The 18,997-nt window shown below is 52.1% G+C and carries 15 protein-coding genes; 1 reads left to right on the top strand and 14 read right to left on the bottom strand.

Going from position 1 to position 18,997, the window contains the following annotated elements; genetic code table 11:
• Nucleotides 1–6: 6 nt before the first annotated feature.
• The 8 genes from KK062_RS01325 to KK062_RS01290 form a co-directional block, all read right to left on the bottom strand.
• Nucleotides 7–510 (bottom strand): GbsR/MarR family transcriptional regulator, encoded by a 504-nt coding sequence (locus KK062_RS01325; protein WP_254082427.1) that lies wholly within the window; start codon nt 508–510, stop codon nt 7–9.
• 110 nt (nt 511–620) lie between these two features.
• The gene (locus KK062_RS01320; RefSeq protein ID WP_262899116.1) at nt 621–962 is read right to left on the bottom strand and encodes an HU family DNA-binding protein; all 342 of its coding nucleotides are present in this window, start codon (nt 960–962) and stop codon (nt 621–623) included.
• 63 nt (nt 963–1,025) lie between these two features.
• Complete coding sequence (polA, locus tag KK062_RS01315; RefSeq protein WP_254082426.1) at nt 1,026–3,767, bottom strand: DNA polymerase I; 2,742 nt, start codon at nt 3,765–3,767, stop codon at nt 1,026–1,028.
• A gap of 85 nt (nt 3,768–3,852) precedes the next feature.
• Nucleotides 3,853–4,467 carry a 2OG-Fe(II) oxygenase gene (locus tag KK062_RS01310; RefSeq protein ID WP_254082425.1) on the bottom strand — a complete coding sequence of 205 codons (615 nt, stop codon included), beginning with the start codon at nt 4,465–4,467 and terminating at the stop codon, nt 3,853–3,855.
• 24 nt (nt 4,468–4,491) lie between these two features.
• Nucleotides 4,492–7,038, bottom strand: coding sequence for a M14 family metallopeptidase (locus tag KK062_RS01305; protein ID WP_254082424.1), 2,547 nt, complete (start codon nt 7,036–7,038; stop codon nt 4,492–4,494).
• A gap of 59 nt (nt 7,039–7,097) precedes the next feature.
• A complete protein-coding gene (locus KK062_RS01300; RefSeq protein WP_254082423.1) occupies nt 7,098–10,127 on the bottom strand; it encodes a two-component regulator propeller domain-containing protein in 3,030 nt (1,009 codons plus the stop codon).
• Nucleotides 10,128–10,166: 39 nt separating this feature from the next.
• Complete coding sequence (locus KK062_RS01295; protein ID WP_254082422.1) at nt 10,167–11,072, bottom strand: fructosamine kinase family protein; 906 nt, start codon at nt 11,070–11,072, stop codon at nt 10,167–10,169.
• A gap of 2 nt (nt 11,073–11,074) precedes the next feature.
• Entirely contained in the window at nt 11,075–13,129 is a 2,055-nt protein-coding gene (locus tag KK062_RS01290; RefSeq protein ID WP_254082421.1) for a TonB-dependent receptor, read from the bottom strand.
• A 131-nt stretch (nt 13,130–13,260) separates the two neighbouring features.
• Between KK062_RS01290 and KK062_RS01285 the strand changes: the two genes are divergently transcribed.
• A complete protein-coding gene (locus tag KK062_RS01285; RefSeq protein WP_254082420.1) occupies nt 13,261–13,503 on the top strand; it encodes a hypothetical protein in 243 nt (80 codons plus the stop codon).
• Nucleotides 13,504–13,517: 14 nt separating this feature from the next.
• Here the strand turns inward: KK062_RS01285 and KK062_RS01280 are convergent, their stop codons facing one another.
• The 6 genes from KK062_RS01280 to KK062_RS01255 form a co-directional block, all read right to left on the bottom strand.
• Nucleotides 13,518–14,744 (bottom strand): 4-hydroxy-3-methylbut-2-enyl diphosphate reductase, encoded by a 1,227-nt coding sequence (locus KK062_RS01280; protein WP_254082880.1) that lies wholly within the window; start codon nt 14,742–14,744, stop codon nt 13,518–13,520.
• Between the two features lie 131 nt (nt 14,745–14,875).
• Entirely contained in the window at nt 14,876–15,049 is a 174-nt protein-coding gene (locus tag KK062_RS01275) for a hypothetical protein (RefSeq protein ID WP_254082419.1), read from the bottom strand.
• A gap of 21 nt (nt 15,050–15,070) precedes the next feature.
• Nucleotides 15,071–16,549, bottom strand: a complete 1,479-nt coding sequence (locus tag KK062_RS01270) for a Do family serine endopeptidase (protein ID WP_254082418.1) — start codon at nt 16,547–16,549, stop codon at nt 15,071–15,073.
• A gap of 937 nt (nt 16,550–17,486) precedes the next feature.
• A complete protein-coding gene (locus KK062_RS01265) occupies nt 17,487–18,242 on the bottom strand; it encodes a YqjF family protein (protein WP_254082417.1) in 756 nt (251 codons plus the stop codon).
• A gap of 1 nt (nt 18,243) precedes the next feature.
• Nucleotides 18,244–18,705, bottom strand: a complete 462-nt coding sequence (locus KK062_RS01260) for a peroxiredoxin family protein (RefSeq protein WP_254082416.1) — start codon at nt 18,703–18,705, stop codon at nt 18,244–18,246.
• The gene (locus KK062_RS01255; protein ID WP_254082415.1) at nt 18,702–18,893 is read right to left on the bottom strand and encodes a hypothetical protein; all 192 of its coding nucleotides are present in this window, start codon (nt 18,891–18,893) and stop codon (nt 18,702–18,704) included. The genes KK062_RS01260 and KK062_RS01255 overlap by 4 nt, the downstream gene beginning before the upstream one ends.
• Between the last annotated feature and the right edge of the window lie 104 nt (nt 18,894–18,997).

Below are 18,997 nucleotides of genomic sequence, written 5' to 3'. Positions count from 1 at the left end.
AAAAAGCTACTTGAGTAGCTTTATGATCGAATTCCAGAACCAGCTTTCTTCTGCCTTGATAAATGTCTCGAGCAGGTTGTCTGACTTCTCGGCGAAGTTCTTCAGGTCTTTTACCACCTTGCGGAATTCTTTTGTTTCGTCGGTGCCATCGTTGGATACTTCGCTCACCTCGCGCAGTATTTTCAAGATTGGCTCCAGCTCGCGTTTTCTCCTTTCGCGCGCTACCTGTCGGGCCAGGCTCCATGTGTCCTTCTCCGACTTGAAATACTCTTTTCTCTCGCCCGGTATGGACACGCGCGACACGATGCCCCAGTCCAGTAAGGCCCGGATGTTCATGTTCGCGTTGCCGCGGGAGATGGCGAGCTCCTGCATGATCTCTTCCGTCGAGAGAGGTTTAGTCGAGATCATGAGCAAAGCGTGAATCTGCGCCATGGTCTTGTTGAGGCCCCAGCTGTACCCGAGATTGCCCCACGCCTGGATCAGTTCTTCCTTTGCTTCTGTGTATTTCATACGTACCAAAGATAGCAAGAGTTTCGAAACTTTCAGGTTTTATTGAAACATGTTACAAAAAAAATACCCCGGTTTGTGGCCGGGGCATTTTTCTATTCGTGTTAGCTCGATTACAGCTTGCCAGAAAGCTCTTTGCTAGCTTTGAATTTGGCAACTTTCTTAGCTTTGATTTTGATGGTCTCACCGGTGAAGGGGTTACGGCCTTTGCGGGCAGCACGCTTCGACACAGAGAATGTACCAAAGCCAGTCAGGGTGATTTTGTCACCTTTCTTCAGCGTTTTTTCAACAGCTTCCATGAAAGAAGACAAGGCAGTTCCCGCCGCTACTTTAGTGATACCAGCGTCATCGGCAATCTTGCTAATTAATTCAGCTTTCGTCATAGTTTTACTTAGTGTAAGTTTGTTGGGACGCAAATATAAAGGCTTTTTGTTTCCGGCAAATGCTTTGCGCATAAAACTCCGCTATTCCTCGGCGTCTTTTATACCCTACATTGTATATACAGGATATAAATAACACTAGTGTGCCTCGAGCCAGTTGTCAGCAATGCCTACCTCTACTTCCATCGGTACTTCAAGATTTACAGCGTGTTTCATCAAATAGACGACGCGTTCTTTTACCCGGTCTTCTTCGTTTTTGTGTACATCAAAGACCAATTCGTCGTGTACTTGCATGATCATACGAGACTGTAATTTTTCTTTTTCCATCCAGTGGTGAATGTTGACCATGGCGATCTTAATGATATCGGCAGCGCTACCCTGGATGGGTGCGTTGATGGCATTTCGCTCGGCAAACTGCCGTGTCGTAACGTTGCGGGAGTTGATGTCGCGCAGGTAGCGGCGACGGCCCAACAATGTTTCTACATATTCTTTCTCCCGCGCGATATTGATGGAGTCGTCCATGTATTGCTTAATGGCCGGGAACTCCTTAAAATACGAGTCAATGATCTCCGACGCTTCTGTACGCGAAATACCGATATTCTGTGATAACCCAAAGGCCGTGCTACCGTACAGAATGCCGAAGTTTACTTCTTTCGCCTTGCGGCGCATGTCGGGTGTGACCTGGTCGAGTGCTACTTTAAAGACTTTCGCCGCGGTGGTAGTATGGATGTCGCGCTTGTTGCGGAAGGCATCGATCATGGTTTGGTCTTTGGCAAACGAGGCGGCAATACGCAGCTCGATCTGCGAGTAGTCGGCCGACATAAAACGATAGTCTTCGCCACGCGAGACGAAGGCCTGGCGGATCAACCGGCCCTTCGCCGTACGGATCGGGATGTTTTGCAGGTTGGGATTGTTCGAGCTCAGGCGTCCCGTGGCGGCCACGGCCTGGCGGTAGTCGGTGTGTATCCGTCCGTCGGTCTTGCTGATCATTTTGGGCAATGCGTCGACGTAGGTAGAGCGCAGTTTCTCGAACTCGCGATAGTCCAGAATCTTGCGTGCGATGTCGTGCTTGGGCGCCAGGGTAAGTAGAATTTCTTCGCCCGTAGCGTATTGACCCGACTTGGTTTTCTTCGGCTTTTCAATGAGCTTCATCTTTTCGAAGAGCACTTCTCCCAGTTGTTTCGGCGAGCCAATGTTGAACTCGGAACCTGCCAGTGTATATACATCGCGTTGCACCTTCTCGCTTTCCTGACGCAGCTCGTCCGACATTTTGCCCAGGGCGTCGGTATTCACCTTCACACCTTCGTATTCCATGGCGGCCAGTACCAGGGTCAACGGCATTTCCGTTTCGGCCATGAGCTTGACATGGCGACGGCTTTCGAGCGTTGCACGCAGCTTGGGGCGCAGCTGAATCAACAAATCGGCGCGCTCACACAACCGCTCGCGCAAGTCGGTGTGATGGTCGGGTAGTATGTCATAGTTGAGGTATAATGAGGCAATGCTGTGCAGATCGTGTGAGGCTTCGGGCTCGATAAGATAGTGTGCCACCATGCTGTCAAACAGCGGGCCTTTTACCTCGGCGCCGGCTTTCTTCAGGGCCAGCACGGTATGTTTTATGTTGTGACCGATTTTCAGGATCTTATCGTTGTGTAAAATCTCCTGGAAGTTTCGGATGACCTCGTCGCGCAGCTCGTCTGTGCCGGCTTGCAGAAAATAGGCTTCGTTCTCGCGATAGCTAATGGCCAGGGCCTTGAGTGTATAGTCGAAGTTGGTCAGATCGTCGGTGATGGTTTCGATCGCGAACGCTGCCTGGTCTTTCAGTTTTTCGACAAGGGCTTTCTGTTGCTCACCGGTTTCAATGACCTGGTATTGTATAGTGCCTTGCGCCAGTGTACGTTTTTCGGAAGGGACGCCTGCCGCTATTTCGGTTTCAGCGCTACCGCCGAACATCGACAGTTGTGCATCCTGGGGCTTGGCGGCGGCCTGCGTGCCAGGCGCCGCGTCGCCATACGCGCGTTGGGCAATATTCTTAAACTCCAGCTCGTCAAAGATCGGCTTCAATATTTCTACGCTGGGACCTTTGTAACGCAGCGCTTCTTCGTCGAAGGCCACCGGTACATCGGTGATGATAGTCGCCAGCTTTTTGGAGAGCAGTGCCTGGTCGGCGTATTGTATGACGGATTCTTTCTGTTTTCCTTTCAGCTCGTCGGCATGGGCGATAATACCCTCCACACTACCATATTTTTTTAGTAAGACGGCTGCTGTCTTCGGGCCGAAGCCGGGTATGCCGGGAATGTTATCCGACGTATCTCCCTGCAGGCCCAGCATGTCGATGACTTGCGAAACGTTTTCGACATCCCACTTTTCGCATACCTCCTTCACACCGAGTATATCCACGGCGTTGCCCATGTAGGCGGGCTTATACAGGAATACGCACTCGTTCACAAGTTGGCCGTAGTCTTTGTCGGGTGTCATCATATACACCTCAAAGCCCTGGCGGCAGGCTTGGTACGACAGCGTACCGATCACGTCGTCGGCTTCGTAGCCATCCATTTCGAGAATGGGTATGTTAAAGCCGCGGATGATCTCTTTGCATTTTGGAATGCCATACCGGATGTCTTCGGGTGTCTCCTGGCGGTTGGCTTTATACTCTGCGAAGATCTCGTCGCGAAAGGTTTTGGTGGGTGTGTCAAACGCAATGCCAATGTGTGTCGGCTTTTGTTTTTGCAGTACTTCCAACAGCGTATTGGTAAAACCAAACGGTACCGATGTATTGATTCCCTTCGAGTTGATGCGTGGCGTTTTTGTAAAGGCGAAGTGCGCGCGATAGATCAACGCGTAGGCATCCAGCAGGAAGAGTTTTTTGTCAGGGCTACTCATAGCCTGCAAAGTTGGAAAAGATGACTAAATAATCACGACCGGGCGAGAAATAAAAAACGGCCGGAAAAATCTACTACGTCGGAGATTACAAGTGCCTCAATTCGGCGACCTGATCGAGCATCCAACCGGTAAGACTGCGGCGTTCGCGGGTGGCGGCGATCACTTCGTGCTCAATCTGGTCGCTGCGGAAGCACACCAATCGGCCTGCCAGCGGAAGAAAGTCCACGGTTTCGTTGGGCAGGTGCATGCGCAATTGGCCGCCGTGCTCTTCGTGCCAGTCTTCGTTCAGGTAACAGATCACCGACAGCTTGCGGTGGTCGTCTTTCTTGAACTGGTCGAGATGACGTTTGTAGAAACTACCGGGCGGGTACACGGTCATGTGCACTTCGTAGTCTTTCAGGCTGAGGAAGAGCCCCCGGTTGACGGCCTGAATTAATGTCTGAAGCTTGTCAAGATATACTTTCACGGACGCCGGCGCGGTGTTGCGGTCTATCCACTGAATGTAATCGCCGCGGATGGCTTCATTGATTTGGAGGTCCTGGTTTTTGCCGATGCCAGCTTTCTTAAACGAGGCGGCGGCATCCTGAAAGGCGTCGAGGACCAGAATGGCCTTTACTTCTTCCGGTTCCAGGAAATTGTCAATGACGGCATATCCCTGCTCTGCCAGCCCGTCTACAATGCGTTCCAAGGTCTCATTCATGGGTGCAAATGTACATCCCTTGTGTTATTGTCCGACGACGAAAACCGCGTTGGCAAATAACATTTTTCCGTCTTCCCAGAAACTGCGGAACAGCGGGTTATCGGCCAGGTATACAATGTTGCCTCTTCGACGCTCTTCCACACCAAATACCAGGCTATTGGTCACCCGCTGATTGGCACGTGCGCCGGCGAAGCCTTGCACGGGACGAGCCTTTCCGGGCAGGATCCCTACGTTCCACCCGTGTTCCAGGTAGGCGTAGTGTAACTCGTTGGTTTTAAGAGAATAGTACACAGGGCCCAACCCAAAGGCCAAGGGATGCGAGTTGTCGAGCTGGAGCTTGTATATAGCACCGGAGATAAAATTGGATATATCGCGACGCTCCACTGTCTCAAAGCGCAGTAGGGCGTCTTGCTTTTCTAGTTTCTCTTCCGACTTCTCCGCTTCTTCGCGTTCTTCGTCAGAAGCAAAGGTTTTTAGGGCAAAGCCTTTTTTGTCTTCAAAAGTGGTGAGGCCATTCCCGATCACAATCAGCTTTCCTCCTTCACCGACCCAGGCTGAAAGCACCTCAAGGTATTTTTCGTCGAGCGAGGCATAGGATCCTTCGGGGAGGATGAGTACGGTATACTTGCTGAGGTCCGTGCGTTTAAAGTAGTTGGTATGTAACAGCGTGAGTGGGTAGTGCAGCTGCTGTTCAAAGAAGTGCCATACTTCGCCGGTTGACAGCGAGTGTGTTTCGTCGCCGGTAAGAAGCGCCACCTTTGGCGGCTTGAGGTAATGCACGAATACTGAGCCAATGTCTTTGCCGCGATCCATAAATCCGGTGGTGGTGGTAAAGAGGCGACGGCCCATGCGGGTAGCCAGGTTGACGATCAGGCTATCGAAGTGCTCGAGCTTCTCGTTGTTCTTGCGTGTGACGACCAGTGTGCCCGGCTCGAAGTCCTGACCGCCGGTACTGAAGGCCAGCGCCGACGAGCGGACTTTAATGCCTTGCTGCATCATGGCCGACAGGAAGGCCACATCTTGCATGCTTTGGTATTTGACGATATAGGCATATGGCTTGCCCGCCGGCGCAGCGGGTGGCTGTACCGGTGCTTTGTAGGGCTTCCCTATCGTCAGGCGCTCAGGTAGCGCATAGGCTTTCAGGTTGCTGGCGTAGAAGGGATTCCAGGCCGTGATGTCGTAGGTCAGGGAGTCGGCCAGAGCCGACTGTGGCTCGAATACGGCGGTAATAAAGCGTGACTTGGGTTGGTAGATGTTAAACACCAGGTCCTCGGCAGCGATGTTTACTGCGCCGTTGCCTTGCGTTTGGAAATCAAAGCCCCGCGTACTACGGCCTCCGGTTACGTGCCCGTAACGGATGCCATGTACGTCCAGCCACCGTATGAGCCGGTCCAACTTGTCAGCATTGTTGGTGGCTTTGACGACGTAGCTTTTGTACAGCGCGGTGGGTGTAGTATTGTTCTCGCGGAAGTATTTTTCAAACTCATCTACCACGCGTATAGCATTCTGCGATGTTACTTCTACGGTCGACAGGCCCGTGGTGACGTGATGTGTCAGGCGGTCGTGGAGCGTGAGGATGTCTTCGTCCCTGGTATGGATGCTTAGGCCGCGTTGCCCGCCTTGCTCATAGGTCATGCCGATGGCGCCATTGTACGTGGGGTATGTATCGCCGTAGCTGGGATAGTATAGATCGAATACTTCTTTGGTGAAGTAGAGCCAGCCGTGCTCATCGAAATATTTTGCGTGGTTCTTGCCGATCATGCCCTGAAAGGTGCGTTGCCATCCCGAGATGACTTCGTGAAAGGGCTCGGCGGCCGGGGCAAAGAAGTATGGGTTGTTATACCCTTGCTCGTGGAAGTCCACGTGTACGTGCGGCATCCAGGCATTGTATAGTTTGACGCGCTGTTGCGTTTCTTGTTGTGTGGCCCACGCCCAGTCGCGGTTCAGGTCGAAGAAGTAGTGATTGGGGCGACCGCCTGGCCAGGGCTCATGGTTCTCTTGTGCCTCGGGACTGGGGTTGGGCGGAAAGTTGCCATATTGATTATAGAAGTTCACGTATCGGTCGCGACCGTCGGGGTTCAGGCATGGATCGAGAATGACGACTGTGTTTTTGAGCCAGGCTTGCGTTTGTTGGTTCTGCGGGTTGCTGAGCGCATACAATGTTTCAAGCGCTGCCTCGGTGCCGCTGGCTTCATTGCCGTGTACGTTGTAGCTAAGCCATACAATCGCTTTTTTTTCGCCCGTGGCGCTGCCTTCGGCCAGGCCCGTGCGCCGCAGGTTGTTGGTGCGGATTTGTTCCAGTTGCGAGAAGTTCTCCGGTGCGGTTACGATGGCGTAGATCAGCGGGCGATGTTCATAGGTTTCTCCGTATTGCACCACGTCTACGTTGGGCAACGCTTCGGCCACGTGCTTGTAATATTCCACCACGCTGTGGTGATAGGTAAAGCGGTCGCCGGGCTCATATCCTAAAAACTCGCGGGGGCTTTGAAGACGTATCTGGGCAGTGGCTGCCAGGCATAGCCCTACCGCGGCGAGGCTGAGCAGGCATTTCATCAAGCGAAAGAGGTTCATGTAGCGAAAATATGTAAACGTTAACATCGTTGTATACGAATTGTTTAAAAGGCGATCTGTCACAGGCTGCGGCCGTGTACGTGGATGGTCGTACCGGCTTCTTGTACAAAGGTGAGCGTGGCGCCGATCGCCCCTGCCCGCCGCTTCATGTTGCGCAGGCCGTGGCCTTTGCCGGAACTGTCGGTTGGCAGTCCCTTGCCGTTGTCCTGGATCGTCAGCGTTAGCGCTCCTTTGTCGTCACTGAAAAGAATGGCAACACGGGTGGCATGGGCGTGCTTGACGATGTTGTTGACGGCCTCTTTGAAAATGAGGTATATATTCTGTTTGGTGGCGGGGTCGAGGGTTTTTGTTGGATCGAATTTGCCGGTGTGAAACTCCAACGTGATGTTCCGCGCCTGCAGCATTTCACTGGCAAAGTCTTTCATGCGCAGGATCAGCGCTTCGACTGTATCGTACCGGTTATCGATAGACCATACGATGTCGCTCATGGTGCTGACCACTTCGCGGCTCAGTGTCCCGATGTTTTTTAAGTAGCCAATGCTTTCGGTGCCGGCGGTTGTGCCATTTTGTACCAGCTCGGAATAAATGGAGATGCGCGTCAGGCTCGAGCCCACTTCGTCGTGCAGGTCACTGGCGATCTTATTGCGCAGGCGTTCTACTTTGAGTGACTGTTCCAGGCGGTAACGGTGGCCTGCGTAGATCAGCAATCCACAAAAAACGACGGCCAGGGTAATGAACCAACCTGTTTTCCAAAAGGGTGGATGAATGATCAGATTCATGGTAGCGCCGGGCTCCGTCCAATAGCCGTCTTCGTTGGCCGCTTTGACGCGGAAGGTATAGCGGCCCGGATCGAGGTTGGTATAGTGTGCCAGGCGAGCGGTGCCCGCGTCGATCCAGTCGGCATCGATACCTTCCAGCTTGTAGCGATACCGGATCTTTTCCGGGGAGGAGAGCTCCAGCGCAGCAAAGCGGATGGTTATATAGTTCTGATCGTAGTCCAATGCCAGCGAGGGCCTGGGGATAAAAACCTTGTCGAAAATGGAATATGATTGAATGATCAGTCGGGGCGGCACCGTGTCTGGTTGGATCTGTGCCGGATCAAAGACCGAGAAGCCTTTTATACCGCCGAAGTAAAACTGGCCACGGCGGCTGCGCAACGAGGCGTTGGCGTTGAACTCGTCGTCTTGCAATCCATCCTCTTTGGTATAATTCCGGAAGGTATAGGTCTGCGGGTTGAACTTGCTAAGGCCTTTGTTGGTGCTGATCCAATAAAAGCCGGCAGGGTCGTGCAGCATTTCGTAGGCGACGTTGTTAGCAAGGCCGTCTTTCTCAAAGAAGTGCTGGAACCTGCCTGTGTGTACGTTCAGGCGGTTTATACCGGAGTGCGTACAGATCCAAAAGATGCTGTCGCTCTCTTGCGTAATGCTTGATACCATTTGGTCGCTGAGGCCGTTGGCATTTTTGCGATCGTATCGATAGTGTGTGAAGGCGGAGGTCTTTTTATCATAGACGCTAATGCCGCCGCCCATAAAGCCGATCCAGATGTTGCCCTGGCGATCCTGCATGATGGAGTTGACGAAGTCTGAGCCGATGCCGCTGGGGTCGGTCTTACTCACGCGGTAATGTGTGACGGCCTCTGTGCGTGGGTCGTAGTGAATGAGGCCTTCGTCGTATGTACCTACCCACAATGTGCCGTCGCGGTCGCGGAGCACTTCTTTGATGAAAGCGGTCTTGCCCAAGGCAGAGGAATGGCTGCCCAGAAAGAACCGGGAGCGCCCGGTGTATTTGTCGTACCGGATCAAGCCGTTACTGAACGAGGCGATCCAGAAGACGCTGTCTGCATAGATGAGGCGTTGCACGTTGATGGCGAGGTTGCCCCGGTTGTCGTGTATGGTGACGTTGCGAAACTTTCCTGTGATGGGATCGTAGACGTTTAGCGGCCCGCTCTCACCACCGATCCAGATCTTGCCTTCGTCGTCTTCGCAGAACGACCACACACTGTTTTCGCCCAGACTATTGTTATTGCCGGGCTCGTTCTCGTACGAGCGGAATATATTCTTGCGCGGATCGTATTTATCCAACCCGTTGCCGGCTACCCAGACCATGCCGTTGCGATCTTGTAGTAGCGCATAGATCGTATTGCTACTGATGCTGGAGGCCTGGTTGGGGTGATGATGGTAGGTACGAAAAGCCTGCGCGGTGGCATCCCAAAACTTCAGACCGTTGTTGGTGCCGATCCAGATGTTGCCTTGCGCATCGCCGAGGATTTTGTTGATGTCGTTGGCGACAAACTCCGGCACGCGCCGGAACTGGTTTGTTTTTTTGTGGAATTGAAAGAGCCCGCCCTGGTAGCTGCCGATCCACAGGTTGCCTTGCGTGTCTTCGGCAATCGATGTGATCTGGTTGCCGCCCTGGAACATATTGTTTTCCGTGGAATAGTAATGCTGGAAAGAAACATTGCCGTTGGCGTCTTCCACTACGCGGTTCAGGCCGCCGTTCCATGTGCCAACCCACAGGGTACCCTCGCGGTCACAGAAGATGACGCGCACGTAGTTGTCGCTGATCGTGCGCTGATCGTCGGCGTTGTGGCGGAACTGCCGGAAGGTGTTTGTCTTGTCGTTGTACAGGCTCAGGCCGCTGCCCCACGAAGAGACCCAGAGCCGCTTTTTGTTGTCGCGCAAGACATAGTTTGTGCGATTGCCGCTGACGGTGGTGGTGTCGTTGGGCTTGTTGTAGTACTGCACAAAGCGATTCTCTTTGCGTACATATTTGCAAAGGCCCTGGAAGGTACCGATCCACAGGTCGCCGTGGCGATCTTCTTCCACGCTCCAGATCCAGTTATGCGTGAGGGTGGTGCTGTCGAATGGGTCGTTTTTAAACACCGTGAACTCGCTTCCATCAAACCGGTTCAGGCCGTCTTGTGTGCCGATCCAGAGATACCCTTCGCTGTCGTGCAGCATGCAGTAGGCTTGCGACTGCGAAAGGCCTTCGCGGCCGGTGACGTGATCAAACCGGAAAGATTGAGCAATGCCGTGCAGGTGCAGCACGACGGCAAGTAAAAACAGTAGCAGGGAGTGTTTCGGGTTCACGGTATGTACATGCGGAACAACGAATTTACGCGATCAAGATTAGGAAAGGAATTGTCGGAGCACGGAATTTACTTGGGAAAGATAACTTTTCCCAAAAAGATTAACGTGCACGAGCAACGGGTATAGATTATACAGGTTAAAACGGTCGGGGTAGCCGGGCAACAGCAGCCAGGCTTCGTGGTAAGCTTCCAGGAAAGCAGGCTCAAACCCACCAAAGAGCGTGGTCATGGCCAGGTCCACTTCCCGGTGTCCGAAATAAACGGCCGGATCGATAAGACACGGTATACCCTGTTGCGCCGCCATGATGTTGCCACTCCACAAGTCGCCGTGCAGCAGCGACGGTTTTTCTTCGGGTAATAAGTCGGGCAACCGGGTGTATAACGTTTCAAACTGTTTCACCAGCGTAGTATCGGCCAGGCTCGCCTGCCTGGCACGTGTCAGTTGTGGTTGCAGGCGTTGGCGGATGAAGAACTCTATCCATGAATCATGAAGCGTATTCGCTTGCGGTAGCGAGCCAATATAATTAGCCAGATCGAGGCCAAACGAAGGCCCTGTGGTTGCATGAAGCTGCGCAAGCTCCTGTCCCGCGCGTTCCCAGTAATCTTTCGGGCGGTGTGCCGGCTCCAAATATTCCAGTAAGAGAAATTGATAGCTGCCGCTCTCTCCAGCGGCCATGACATCGGGTATGTAAAGCGTGCGTGTGTCGCGAAGGAGTCTGAGTCCTTTCGCCTCCGCGGCAAACATGCCCGGCAATGTATGAGCATCATTCCACTTTAGAAAGAAGGTGCCGACGGAAGTACTAAGCTTCCCTCCAGGGTTGATACACCCCCCTCCGGCAAGTATAAAATCTTTTAATACAACGTTACCAGCGTATCCTCCGGGGTAGGCCTGCTGCAGGGCGGCCGTCGCGCCTCGCTGAACGTCGCTGGGAATATTGACTGTCATGTCTATAAAAAACTCCAACCGAGCTTTACCCCTGCATAATAATTCACCGGCATGGCGGTGTTATAGTAGCGCGAGCCCACGGCGTTGAGGTCGTTGCCCAGGCTGTAGCGCTCATCCAGGGCGTTGTCAATGCCCGTGAAGACATCCAACGTCAGCTGATTCCAGGTCTTTTTATAGCCCAGCTTGCCGCCGATCAGCATGTAGCTGTCAGCGTAGGCGGTGTTGGCATCGTCCAGCGGAATGCGGTCGGTATAGGTGCCGGTGGCATTCAGATAAAGGCCCGCACGTAATGCGATGTCGAAGCCTGCTACTCGCACGTTGGGCGATACACCGGTCAGGTCGTTGCCGTCGAGGCTTACGTTGTCTTTCACATAGTCCTCGAAGGTATAGCGGTTCCAGGTCAGGCTGGTCCAGGCACGTATGTTTGAGAGCGCGGAGGACGGATTGAGATTCGGTGTCCATGCGATCACGACTTCAGCGCCCTGCTGCGAGGTCTTGCCGGCGTTGATGAAATATTCGCCGCCGTCGTCGGTATGGCGGATCACGATTGTTTCACGCAAGCCAAAGTTATATACGACGGCGTCTACCGACAGCGTTTTGTGGAACCACGCGCCGCGGATGCCGGCTTCGAAGTTGGTGCCGCGCTCAGGCTTCAAACTTGTGTCGAAGAAGCCGGCCGACGGGTAGAGCTCTTGCACCGTGGGTGGTGAGTAGCCCTGGCTAAAGCTGCCGTGGAGCGACAGGTTGTCGCTTAGCTTTTTGAGCAAGGCAATGCGCGGCGAAAATACCGCATCAAAGTCGCTGTCGCCGGTTACATTGGGTACGTCGGAGTAGCGTTTGAAGTCTACCTTCAGTTTGTTGATGCTACCACCGAGGGTCAGGAAGAAATTGGCCGGTAAAAAGAACTCGGTTTGTGCGAAGGCAAAGTAGGTGGTGATGGCAATCTCATCGTCGGTTTGCAGCGCACCGCTTTGTCCTTGATTGTTGTCGTATACCCGTACAGGCGAGAAGCTGTGTTGGAACTCGCCGCCAAAGGTGAGCTTGCCTTTGACAAAGTTGTAGGCGGTGCTGGTGCGGCCGCCAAAGCCCTGCTCGGCGCGACGCTCATAGTTCCGGATGGTGGGGTTATCGAATTGCGTAAGGGTGCCATAAAAGCCTGTGCGGTTGGACCAGCGATTGTTCCACTGGTGCTGGTAGCTCAGGCCCGAGTAAAAGGTTTTGTTGTAGATGGTCGCGTGTTGATCGATTGCGCCGGGGTTCGGGCCTCCTGCCGGGCGTGCTTGCTTCGGGTCTTCGTCGTATTGTTGTTTGGTCAGCGCCCCCGGTGTTTGGTAGAGCAGGTCGGAATATAGCATGTATACGGACAATGCAGACTTGTCGCTCAGCGTGAAGTTACTTTGCAATTGTACTGCATCGCGAGCCATACCGGTTTGTTGACGATAGCCGTCGGCTTCCTGGTGAGCGTAGAGCAAGCGGCTATAGGCTTTGTCCGATTTTACCCGTGCCTGTACGTCGTACCGACGCAAGCCGTAGCTGCCTACCAGGGTAGAAATATCTACACCACTTTGGACGGGCGGGGCATTGTTCAACATCAGCACGCCCCCTGTGCCGGCGCCGTATACACTTGTGCCCGGACCTTTGATGATCTCGGCTTGTTGTACAGCCTGCAGATCAAACAAGTTGAGGTATGTATTACCGCCGGCGTCGGTAAACGGCAGGTCGTTCCAGTACACTTTTACATTGCGGACGCCAAAGGGCGAACGGACGGCGCTGCCGCGGATCGCCAACCGGTAGCTGCCGGGTGATCGCTCTTCCATCCGCACACCGGGTACGGTATTTAACGAAGAAAGCAGGGAAGCGTCGCTGAAGCGTGCCAGGTCGCGCTGACCTAAAAAGGCGACGGAAGCAGGAATTTCCGACAAAGGCCGGTCATATTGATAGGCTTGTATCGTGACCTCTCCCAGTACCCTGGTGGTGTCTGCAAACGTGTTTTCGTGCTGGGCAACCGCTGAAAGGGAGAGGGTTGTACATAAAAAGATAATAAAACGGCGTATCATTGTGTTCGATTGAAGAAAATAGAAGGGAAAGATAGCGGAAATTAGGTCGCTGCGGCAGGGTTTTTGATGGAAGGTCAGAACCAAATGCCTCATTATCTGGTTATAACAGTATAATTAACAAAAGTATTATCATGGGAAGACCTCCAGTATTACCGAAGAAGAAAAAGGACGGATTCTGGCTCGAGTTGAGAAACAAAGGAGCCAAGACGGGGATTATTATCATTCGAGATACGGAAGAAGCAATGATGCAGGCTGCCCGTCAATATCAAAATACCAAAGATGTTGTCATCCTCGGTGAGCACCGTAATGGTAAAAAAGTTGAGGACGCCTCAGGCGGCGCTAAAAAGAAGAAAACCTTATCAAAAGCCGCCTAGCAAGGGCGGCTTCTTTATTTTCCTCCGAAGCCTTGTAATACCGCTTCTACCGGCCGTGCCCCCGGAAAGAACTCTAGTACACGCAGCATAACCCGATCTACCAGCGTGTCCGGACAGGATGCGCCACTCGTTAAGACAATCTTTACGGGATTCTTGTCGGGCAAAAAGTCTGTTGTGACTACCTTCTCTTTTGCGAGGTAGTGATAATGATGGATCTCGCGGGGCGATTTTATCTCCTGCTCCGAGTTTATGAAATAAGTGTTGAATTTACGTTCGCAGAGCTCTACGATGTGCGATGTGTTCGAGCTGTTGTATCCGCCTACCACAATGGCCAGGTCGGCATCGGTTTCGAGCAGCTGGTAGGTAGCGTCCTGGTTGTCGTTGGTAGCGTAACACAGGGTATCGCGCGTGTCGGCAAAATGCTCGCGCACGGTATCGACACCGTATACATCGATCATGATACTGCGGAAGTAATCGGCGATGGCTTGTGTCTCTGTCGCCAGCATCGTTGTTTGATTGACCACCCCAATACGGCGCAAATCTGTAGCAGGATTAAAACCGACCGAATGTTTGCCTTTAAACTCCTCCAGGAACTCCGCCGGCTGTTTGTGGCCAAGCATATACTCGCCCAGCGCGCGAGCTTCTTCCATATCGCGTACAATCACTGACGGCGCGTTCTGCGCGCTATGTGAAAACGTGGCGCGTGTCTCTTCGTGGCGCGGCTTGCCATGAATGATCACGGTATAGCTATCCTTGCCCAGTTTTTCGGAGCGGTTCCATACTTTCTCTACAAAGGGACAGGTGGTATTGTATTTCTGTACTTCGATGCCTTTGTCGAGCAACAAGTGTTCAATCTCCACGGTGGTGCCAAAGGCGGGAATGATCACGACATCTTCCGGGCGCAGGGCATCCCACGGAATGAGCTGGTTGCCGTCGGTGTCCATGATGAACTCGATACCACGGCTTTGTAAATCGTTGTTTACTTCCTGGTTGTGGATCATCTGGCTTAAGAGAAACACGCGTTTATGCGGGTTTTCTTCCAGGGCACGGTAGCTGATCTCAATGGCATTTTCCACGCCATAGCAGAATCCAAAATGGCGTGCGATGTAGAATTGAACCGGTCCGAAGTCCAGTACAGTGGGGGTAAAATCCTGTTTGCGCAGGTCTTTTATTCGGCGTGCTTCTTTGATCTTGCCTGTGATGGAAGACCGGTAATACGCGGGAATTTCAAACTTTTTTATAACAATAGCTTTTTACTCTAACTGCAAAGTTAGGGATGTTGCGGGTAAAAAACGGAGTAATTACCCGTTAATAGTTGTTACGGATGAGAACATCCTGGTATGTGGCTATTAACGGGTAAAGACTATAGTTTCTATGCAGCTTTTGAGAGCTTGTCTTCTTTGATCTTGTTGGTGTGGATCTCCTTTGTTTCGAGATCAAACCATTTTACTTCAACGAAGTTGTTCTTAATGTACTTTAAAACTTCCACCACTTTCCCGTCGATCTTGCTGCGAACACGTTCGCCTTTTTTAAAAAGTCTCCTCATATGTGTGTGTTACCTATAAGATTACATCCTAAAGGCGTAATTGAACTCTCTTGGCAGGTCTTCGTAGATGCCGGAAAGAATTACCATTTCGCCCGGTTTTTTCTTCTTCAGTAGTTCGTTAAACTCTTTAACGGATTTCACCTGCACTTCGTTGACTTTCGTAATGATGAAGCCTTCACGAATATCGGTGTGCTTGGCTAGTTTGCCGTTGCTGAGTTCTTTTACCCGAACACCGTTCTCAATATCCAATTTTTTTAGAACATTTCCATCAATATTTTCTACCTCCAGCCCAAGTGCCGTAAAACCATCACGCTCTTCCGGTTTTACCGCGACAGTGTTACCGTCGCGGTTCTTTAATGTTACGGGAAGCGTAATTTCTTTGCCATGGCGGTTTACCACCATGTTCACTTTATCGCCCGGGCGGTGACGACCGATGTATTCAATCAGCGCGGCGCTGGACCGAATAGGTGTTTCGTCAATTTTAGTGACCACGTCGCCTTCTTTCAATCCGGCATCTTTGGCAGAGCTTTTTTCAGCAAAGGCAGAGACGTAAGCACCTTCGTTTACAGTCAGGTCTTTTTCTTTCACCAGGACGCTGTTTACGCTTGCAATTGATACTCCTAACCAGCCGCGCTGCACGGCCCCGAATTGAATGAGGTCCTCGGTGATCTTGCTCACGATGTTAGCCGGTACTGCAAAACCATACCCGGAGTACGAACCGGTCGGGCTGGCAATGGCTGTGTTGATACCGAGCAGGCCGCCGTTGAGGTTTACCAGTGCGCCGCCGCTGTTGCCGGGGTTGATGGCCGCATCGGTTTGAATAAACGATTCAATGGCGGTGTTACCTTCCTGCGAGTTGCGTTGCAAAATGTTGATGTTCCTCCCCTTTGCGCTGATGATACCTGCCGTTACGGTCGAGTTCAGGTTGTAGGGGTTGCCTACGGCCAGCACCCACTCGCCTACCTTCGATTTGTCAGAGTCGACAAAAGAAAGGTGCGGTAAACCGGTTGCCTCAATCTTGATCAAGGCGATGTCTGTATCCGGGTCGGTACCGACTACCTCGGCTTTCAGCGTACGGTTGTCGGAGAGTGTTACTTCCACCACGTCGGCATCTTGCACTACGTGGTTGTTGGTCACGATATAACCCTTTTCATTGATGATAACACCCGAGCCGGAGCTTTGGCTGGGGCCTTGCGGAGCGCGGGGACCAAAAAACTCGCGGAAGGGATCATACCCCTCGGCGGGTGCTTCGCTGCGACGTGGCGCGTCTTGCGTAGACTGAATGAATACGACTGCGGGCGTTACGGCTTCGGCAATTTGTGTAAAATCCAATGGAACGGCTTGTCCATTTTCATCGACCCGGTAGGCGACCTGCGACGTCGGCACGCCGCTCATATACTCCAACTTCACGGGTTTGTTGTTGTCAAGCCACTGTACGATGGCCACTGTGCTGGCACTTCCGAGCACAGCGGCTAAAAAAAGAGATGCGAATCTTTTCATAATCACGTTTTTTATTAGCGGTTCAAGCATATCAAAAATCAGGCAACAAGCCCTCGTCAGAAATTTTGTCAGCACGTCCGTGTCATGAGCGACTTTTTTGCTGATTTTTTATGCAGTAGTACTATCTACGAAACTTTTCGGATTTTGGTTCAAGGATCTTTTCAAACGGTTTTTTGGGTGTTTTTGGGTTGATCTGTTGAGGATGCAATGGGGCTTCGGAAAGTTGAATGCGTGAGGAGTTTTGAGGGAAAGTTGGGACCTGAGTGTTATGCACCAGATTGGCAAAGCTATAGTCGAAATAGGCCTTAGCTATGGTCCAGCTAGGGATTACCCGTATCAAAGCTATACCATAGCCATACCTTAGATATACCTGACATATAGGCGACTTTAGCATAAGCCCAATTAGGCCAGGGTAAAGTGGTCGGAAATAACATAGAATTAATATTCCGGCCTGCTGATTCAGGTCGGCAGAGGTCATAATGAAGGAGCGGGTACAACTGGCCGCGAAGGCCGTTTACGTCTAGACGCTGAGCGAATACCAAAGCACTGTAGCCATTAACGAAATCAACCAGATCAGTAATAAAATACGCAAGCGTCGGAGGCTTCTATTGGCAGACTCCTTTACATCATGGTTAGACCGCATGGGGTGGGGATACGATTGTTCCATATTTATACCCTCCGTTACGGAACTCGTTAGCTTTATGTTTGGCCCAATTTGGGTGATTTTTTGGCTATGACATGCTTTTTAACAAACTCTTCACACATTGTTGCGAAGCTTCACATCCGTGTGCCCGCACAGAAAACGAACTGTTGTTTGGGTTGGGGGATGCATTGGGTTAGTGGTTGCGTCGGTTAGTTAACCCTTGTTATTAGCGTCGGCATTGTTCAGGAGACTGCCGGCAGTTAATGGTCACAAGTCCCCGGCCCGGGCCGGGCCTCAGACTTGTGCCAGCAACGCACTTTTACTTTGTGATTGGGGTAGTTTGCGGCCTTCCTTTACGACGATCTGTGATCCTTCGGCCAGGAAGACGGAGGCTGGGGTGGCATTTGCTAAGTGGGCGAACTCAGGGCCGTAGAGGGGACCGAAGTCGACGTTAATGCCGTATTGGGTTGCGGGTGGGTAGACAAGCCAGGCGGGGTGCTCGACGCCGTATTCGGTGCTGCGAGCGGCGCCGATGCGGGTGTAGCCCCAGTAGTGCTCTGTGATAAACTCTTCTTCAGTGCCGGGTTGTAATGGGGCGGGGGTATTTGCCGTTGTCAGGCTGATGCTGTTCCATTCTTTGTGGCGCCAGCGATATTCCACGGTGAGGGTGTCGTCTGTCTGTTCCCAACGGTGTACCATGGGCATGGTTTCATAATTTTCGCGATAGATGGTGTTGGCTACAAATGTGAGCGCTGGCTTTGGTACAATCTCTTTGATGAACACCACGCCCCGGCGCCAGCCGTCCACTGGGTGTTTGTAGCGCACGTAGAAGCGCAGGTTTACTTCTTCGAAGTTGCTGTGAAATGGAATGCGAAAGCCGCGCAGGCGCGTGTTGACGAACATAAAACCTACTACGCTTACGTAGCAGCGGCCTTGCCACAGGTCGAGCTCGGTGCCGGCCGGTACGTGGGGTTGTAAAATAGCAGGGTCGACGACGTAGTTCGCCATTAGGAGCTTTTTCCACTCGGCGGTCAGGAATGTGCCGGCCATGTTACAAGTGTCTTTTTACTACAATAATACTGGTCTCGCCGTTAAACTTTTGTATCAGGTGGCCGTCGGCACCATAGATGTACAACGAGGGAGTTTCGATCGGGCCGTACGTGCTGAGAATGTCGCTGAGCGTCGTTGTGCCGAAGTGTACGTTGCGATACGTGTTTAATTTATATTCGACGGCGAACTTTTTGATCTCGACCGCTGTAGCAGTGGTGATGAAGTATAGTTGGTAATTTTTAAACCAGTCCATGTGTTCCTGGATCGATTCCGCTTCGCGCTGGCAATGGTCACAGTCGGGTTGATACATTACGATGACCGTTTTGCCTTTCAGACTTTTGACGGAAAAGGATTTGCCGTCGAGGCCATTGACTTTCATGGCGGGTAGGTCGGAGGTGATCTGTGCATGCGACACAACCGTCAGCAGAAACGTTGCCAGGAGAAGAATTGCAGGTTTTATCATACGAGGAAAATCGTGAGCCAATATACGAGATAAGCGACCACGGCTACGCTGCCGTACAGCTTAATTACTTTGCGACGGTTTTGCACGTCTTCCCACCAGAGCATGATCCATGGCCGGAAAAGACCGATGAGCAGGAACAACCCGGCGGTGATGCTGATGTACAGAAAAAGCTGGCGGATAAAAAACATACTACTCGCAGCCTTAAAAATATCACTTGTATGCACTGGCACAAAATTTTCGAAAGCCATTATCTTTGCGTCTTCGTTTTTACCGACGGGTCACGTTGCAGGCA

Source organism: Dawidia cretensis (assembly GCF_018598175.1).
Lineage (GTDB): Bacteria > Bacteroidota > Bacteroidia > Cytophagales > Cyclobacteriaceae > Ohtaekwangia > Ohtaekwangia cretensis.
The sequence above is the reverse complement of the archived record's forward strand: the minus strand, read 5'-3'. Positions and strand labels throughout refer to the sequence as shown.

Excerpts from the sequence above, each read along its gene's own strand:
- KK062_RS01265 (WP_254082417.1), bottom strand. The coding sequence starts at position 18,242 with ATGGCCGGCACATTCCTGACCGCCGAGTGGAAAAAGCTCCTAATGGCG.
- KK062_RS01260 (WP_254082416.1), bottom strand. The coding sequence starts at position 18,705 with ATGATAAAACCTGCAATTCTTCTCCTGGCAACGTTTCTGCTGACGGTT.
- polA (WP_254082426.1), bottom strand. The coding sequence starts at position 3,767 with ATGAGTAGCCCTGACAAAAAACTCTTCCTGCTGGATGCCTACGCGTTG.
- KK062_RS01305 (WP_254082424.1), bottom strand. The coding sequence starts at position 7,038 with ATGAACCTCTTTCGCTTGATGAAATGCCTGCTCAGCCTCGCCGCGGTA.
- KK062_RS01295 (WP_254082422.1), bottom strand. The coding sequence starts at position 11,072 with ATGACAGTCAATATTCCCAGCGACGTTCAGCGAGGCGCGACGGCCGCC.
- KK062_RS01270 (WP_254082418.1), bottom strand. The coding sequence starts at position 16,549 with ATGAAAAGATTCGCATCTCTTTTTTTAGCCGCTGTGCTCGGAAGTGCC.
- KK062_RS01320 (WP_262899116.1), bottom strand. The coding sequence starts at position 962 with ATGCGCAAAGCATTTGCCGGAAACAAAAAGCCTTTATATTTGCGTCCC.
- KK062_RS01310 (WP_254082425.1), bottom strand. The coding sequence starts at position 4,467 with ATGAATGAGACCTTGGAACGCATTGTAGACGGGCTGGCAGAGCAGGGA.
- KK062_RS01255 (WP_254082415.1), bottom strand. The coding sequence starts at position 18,893 with ATGTTTTTTATCCGCCAGCTTTTTCTGTACATCAGCATCACCGCCGGG.
- KK062_RS01290 (WP_254082421.1), bottom strand. The coding sequence starts at position 13,129 with ATGATACGCCGTTTTATTATCTTTTTATGTACAACCCTCTCCCTTTCA.
- KK062_RS01285 (WP_254082420.1), top strand. The coding sequence starts at position 13,261 with ATGGGAAGACCTCCAGTATTACCGAAGAAGAAAAAGGACGGATTCTGG.
- KK062_RS01325 (WP_254082427.1), bottom strand. The coding sequence starts at position 510 with ATGAAATACACAGAAGCAAAGGAAGAACTGATCCAGGCGTGGGGCAAT.
- KK062_RS01275 (WP_254082419.1), bottom strand. The coding sequence starts at position 15,049 with ATGAGGAGACTTTTTAAAAAAGGCGAACGTGTTCGCAGCAAGATCGAC.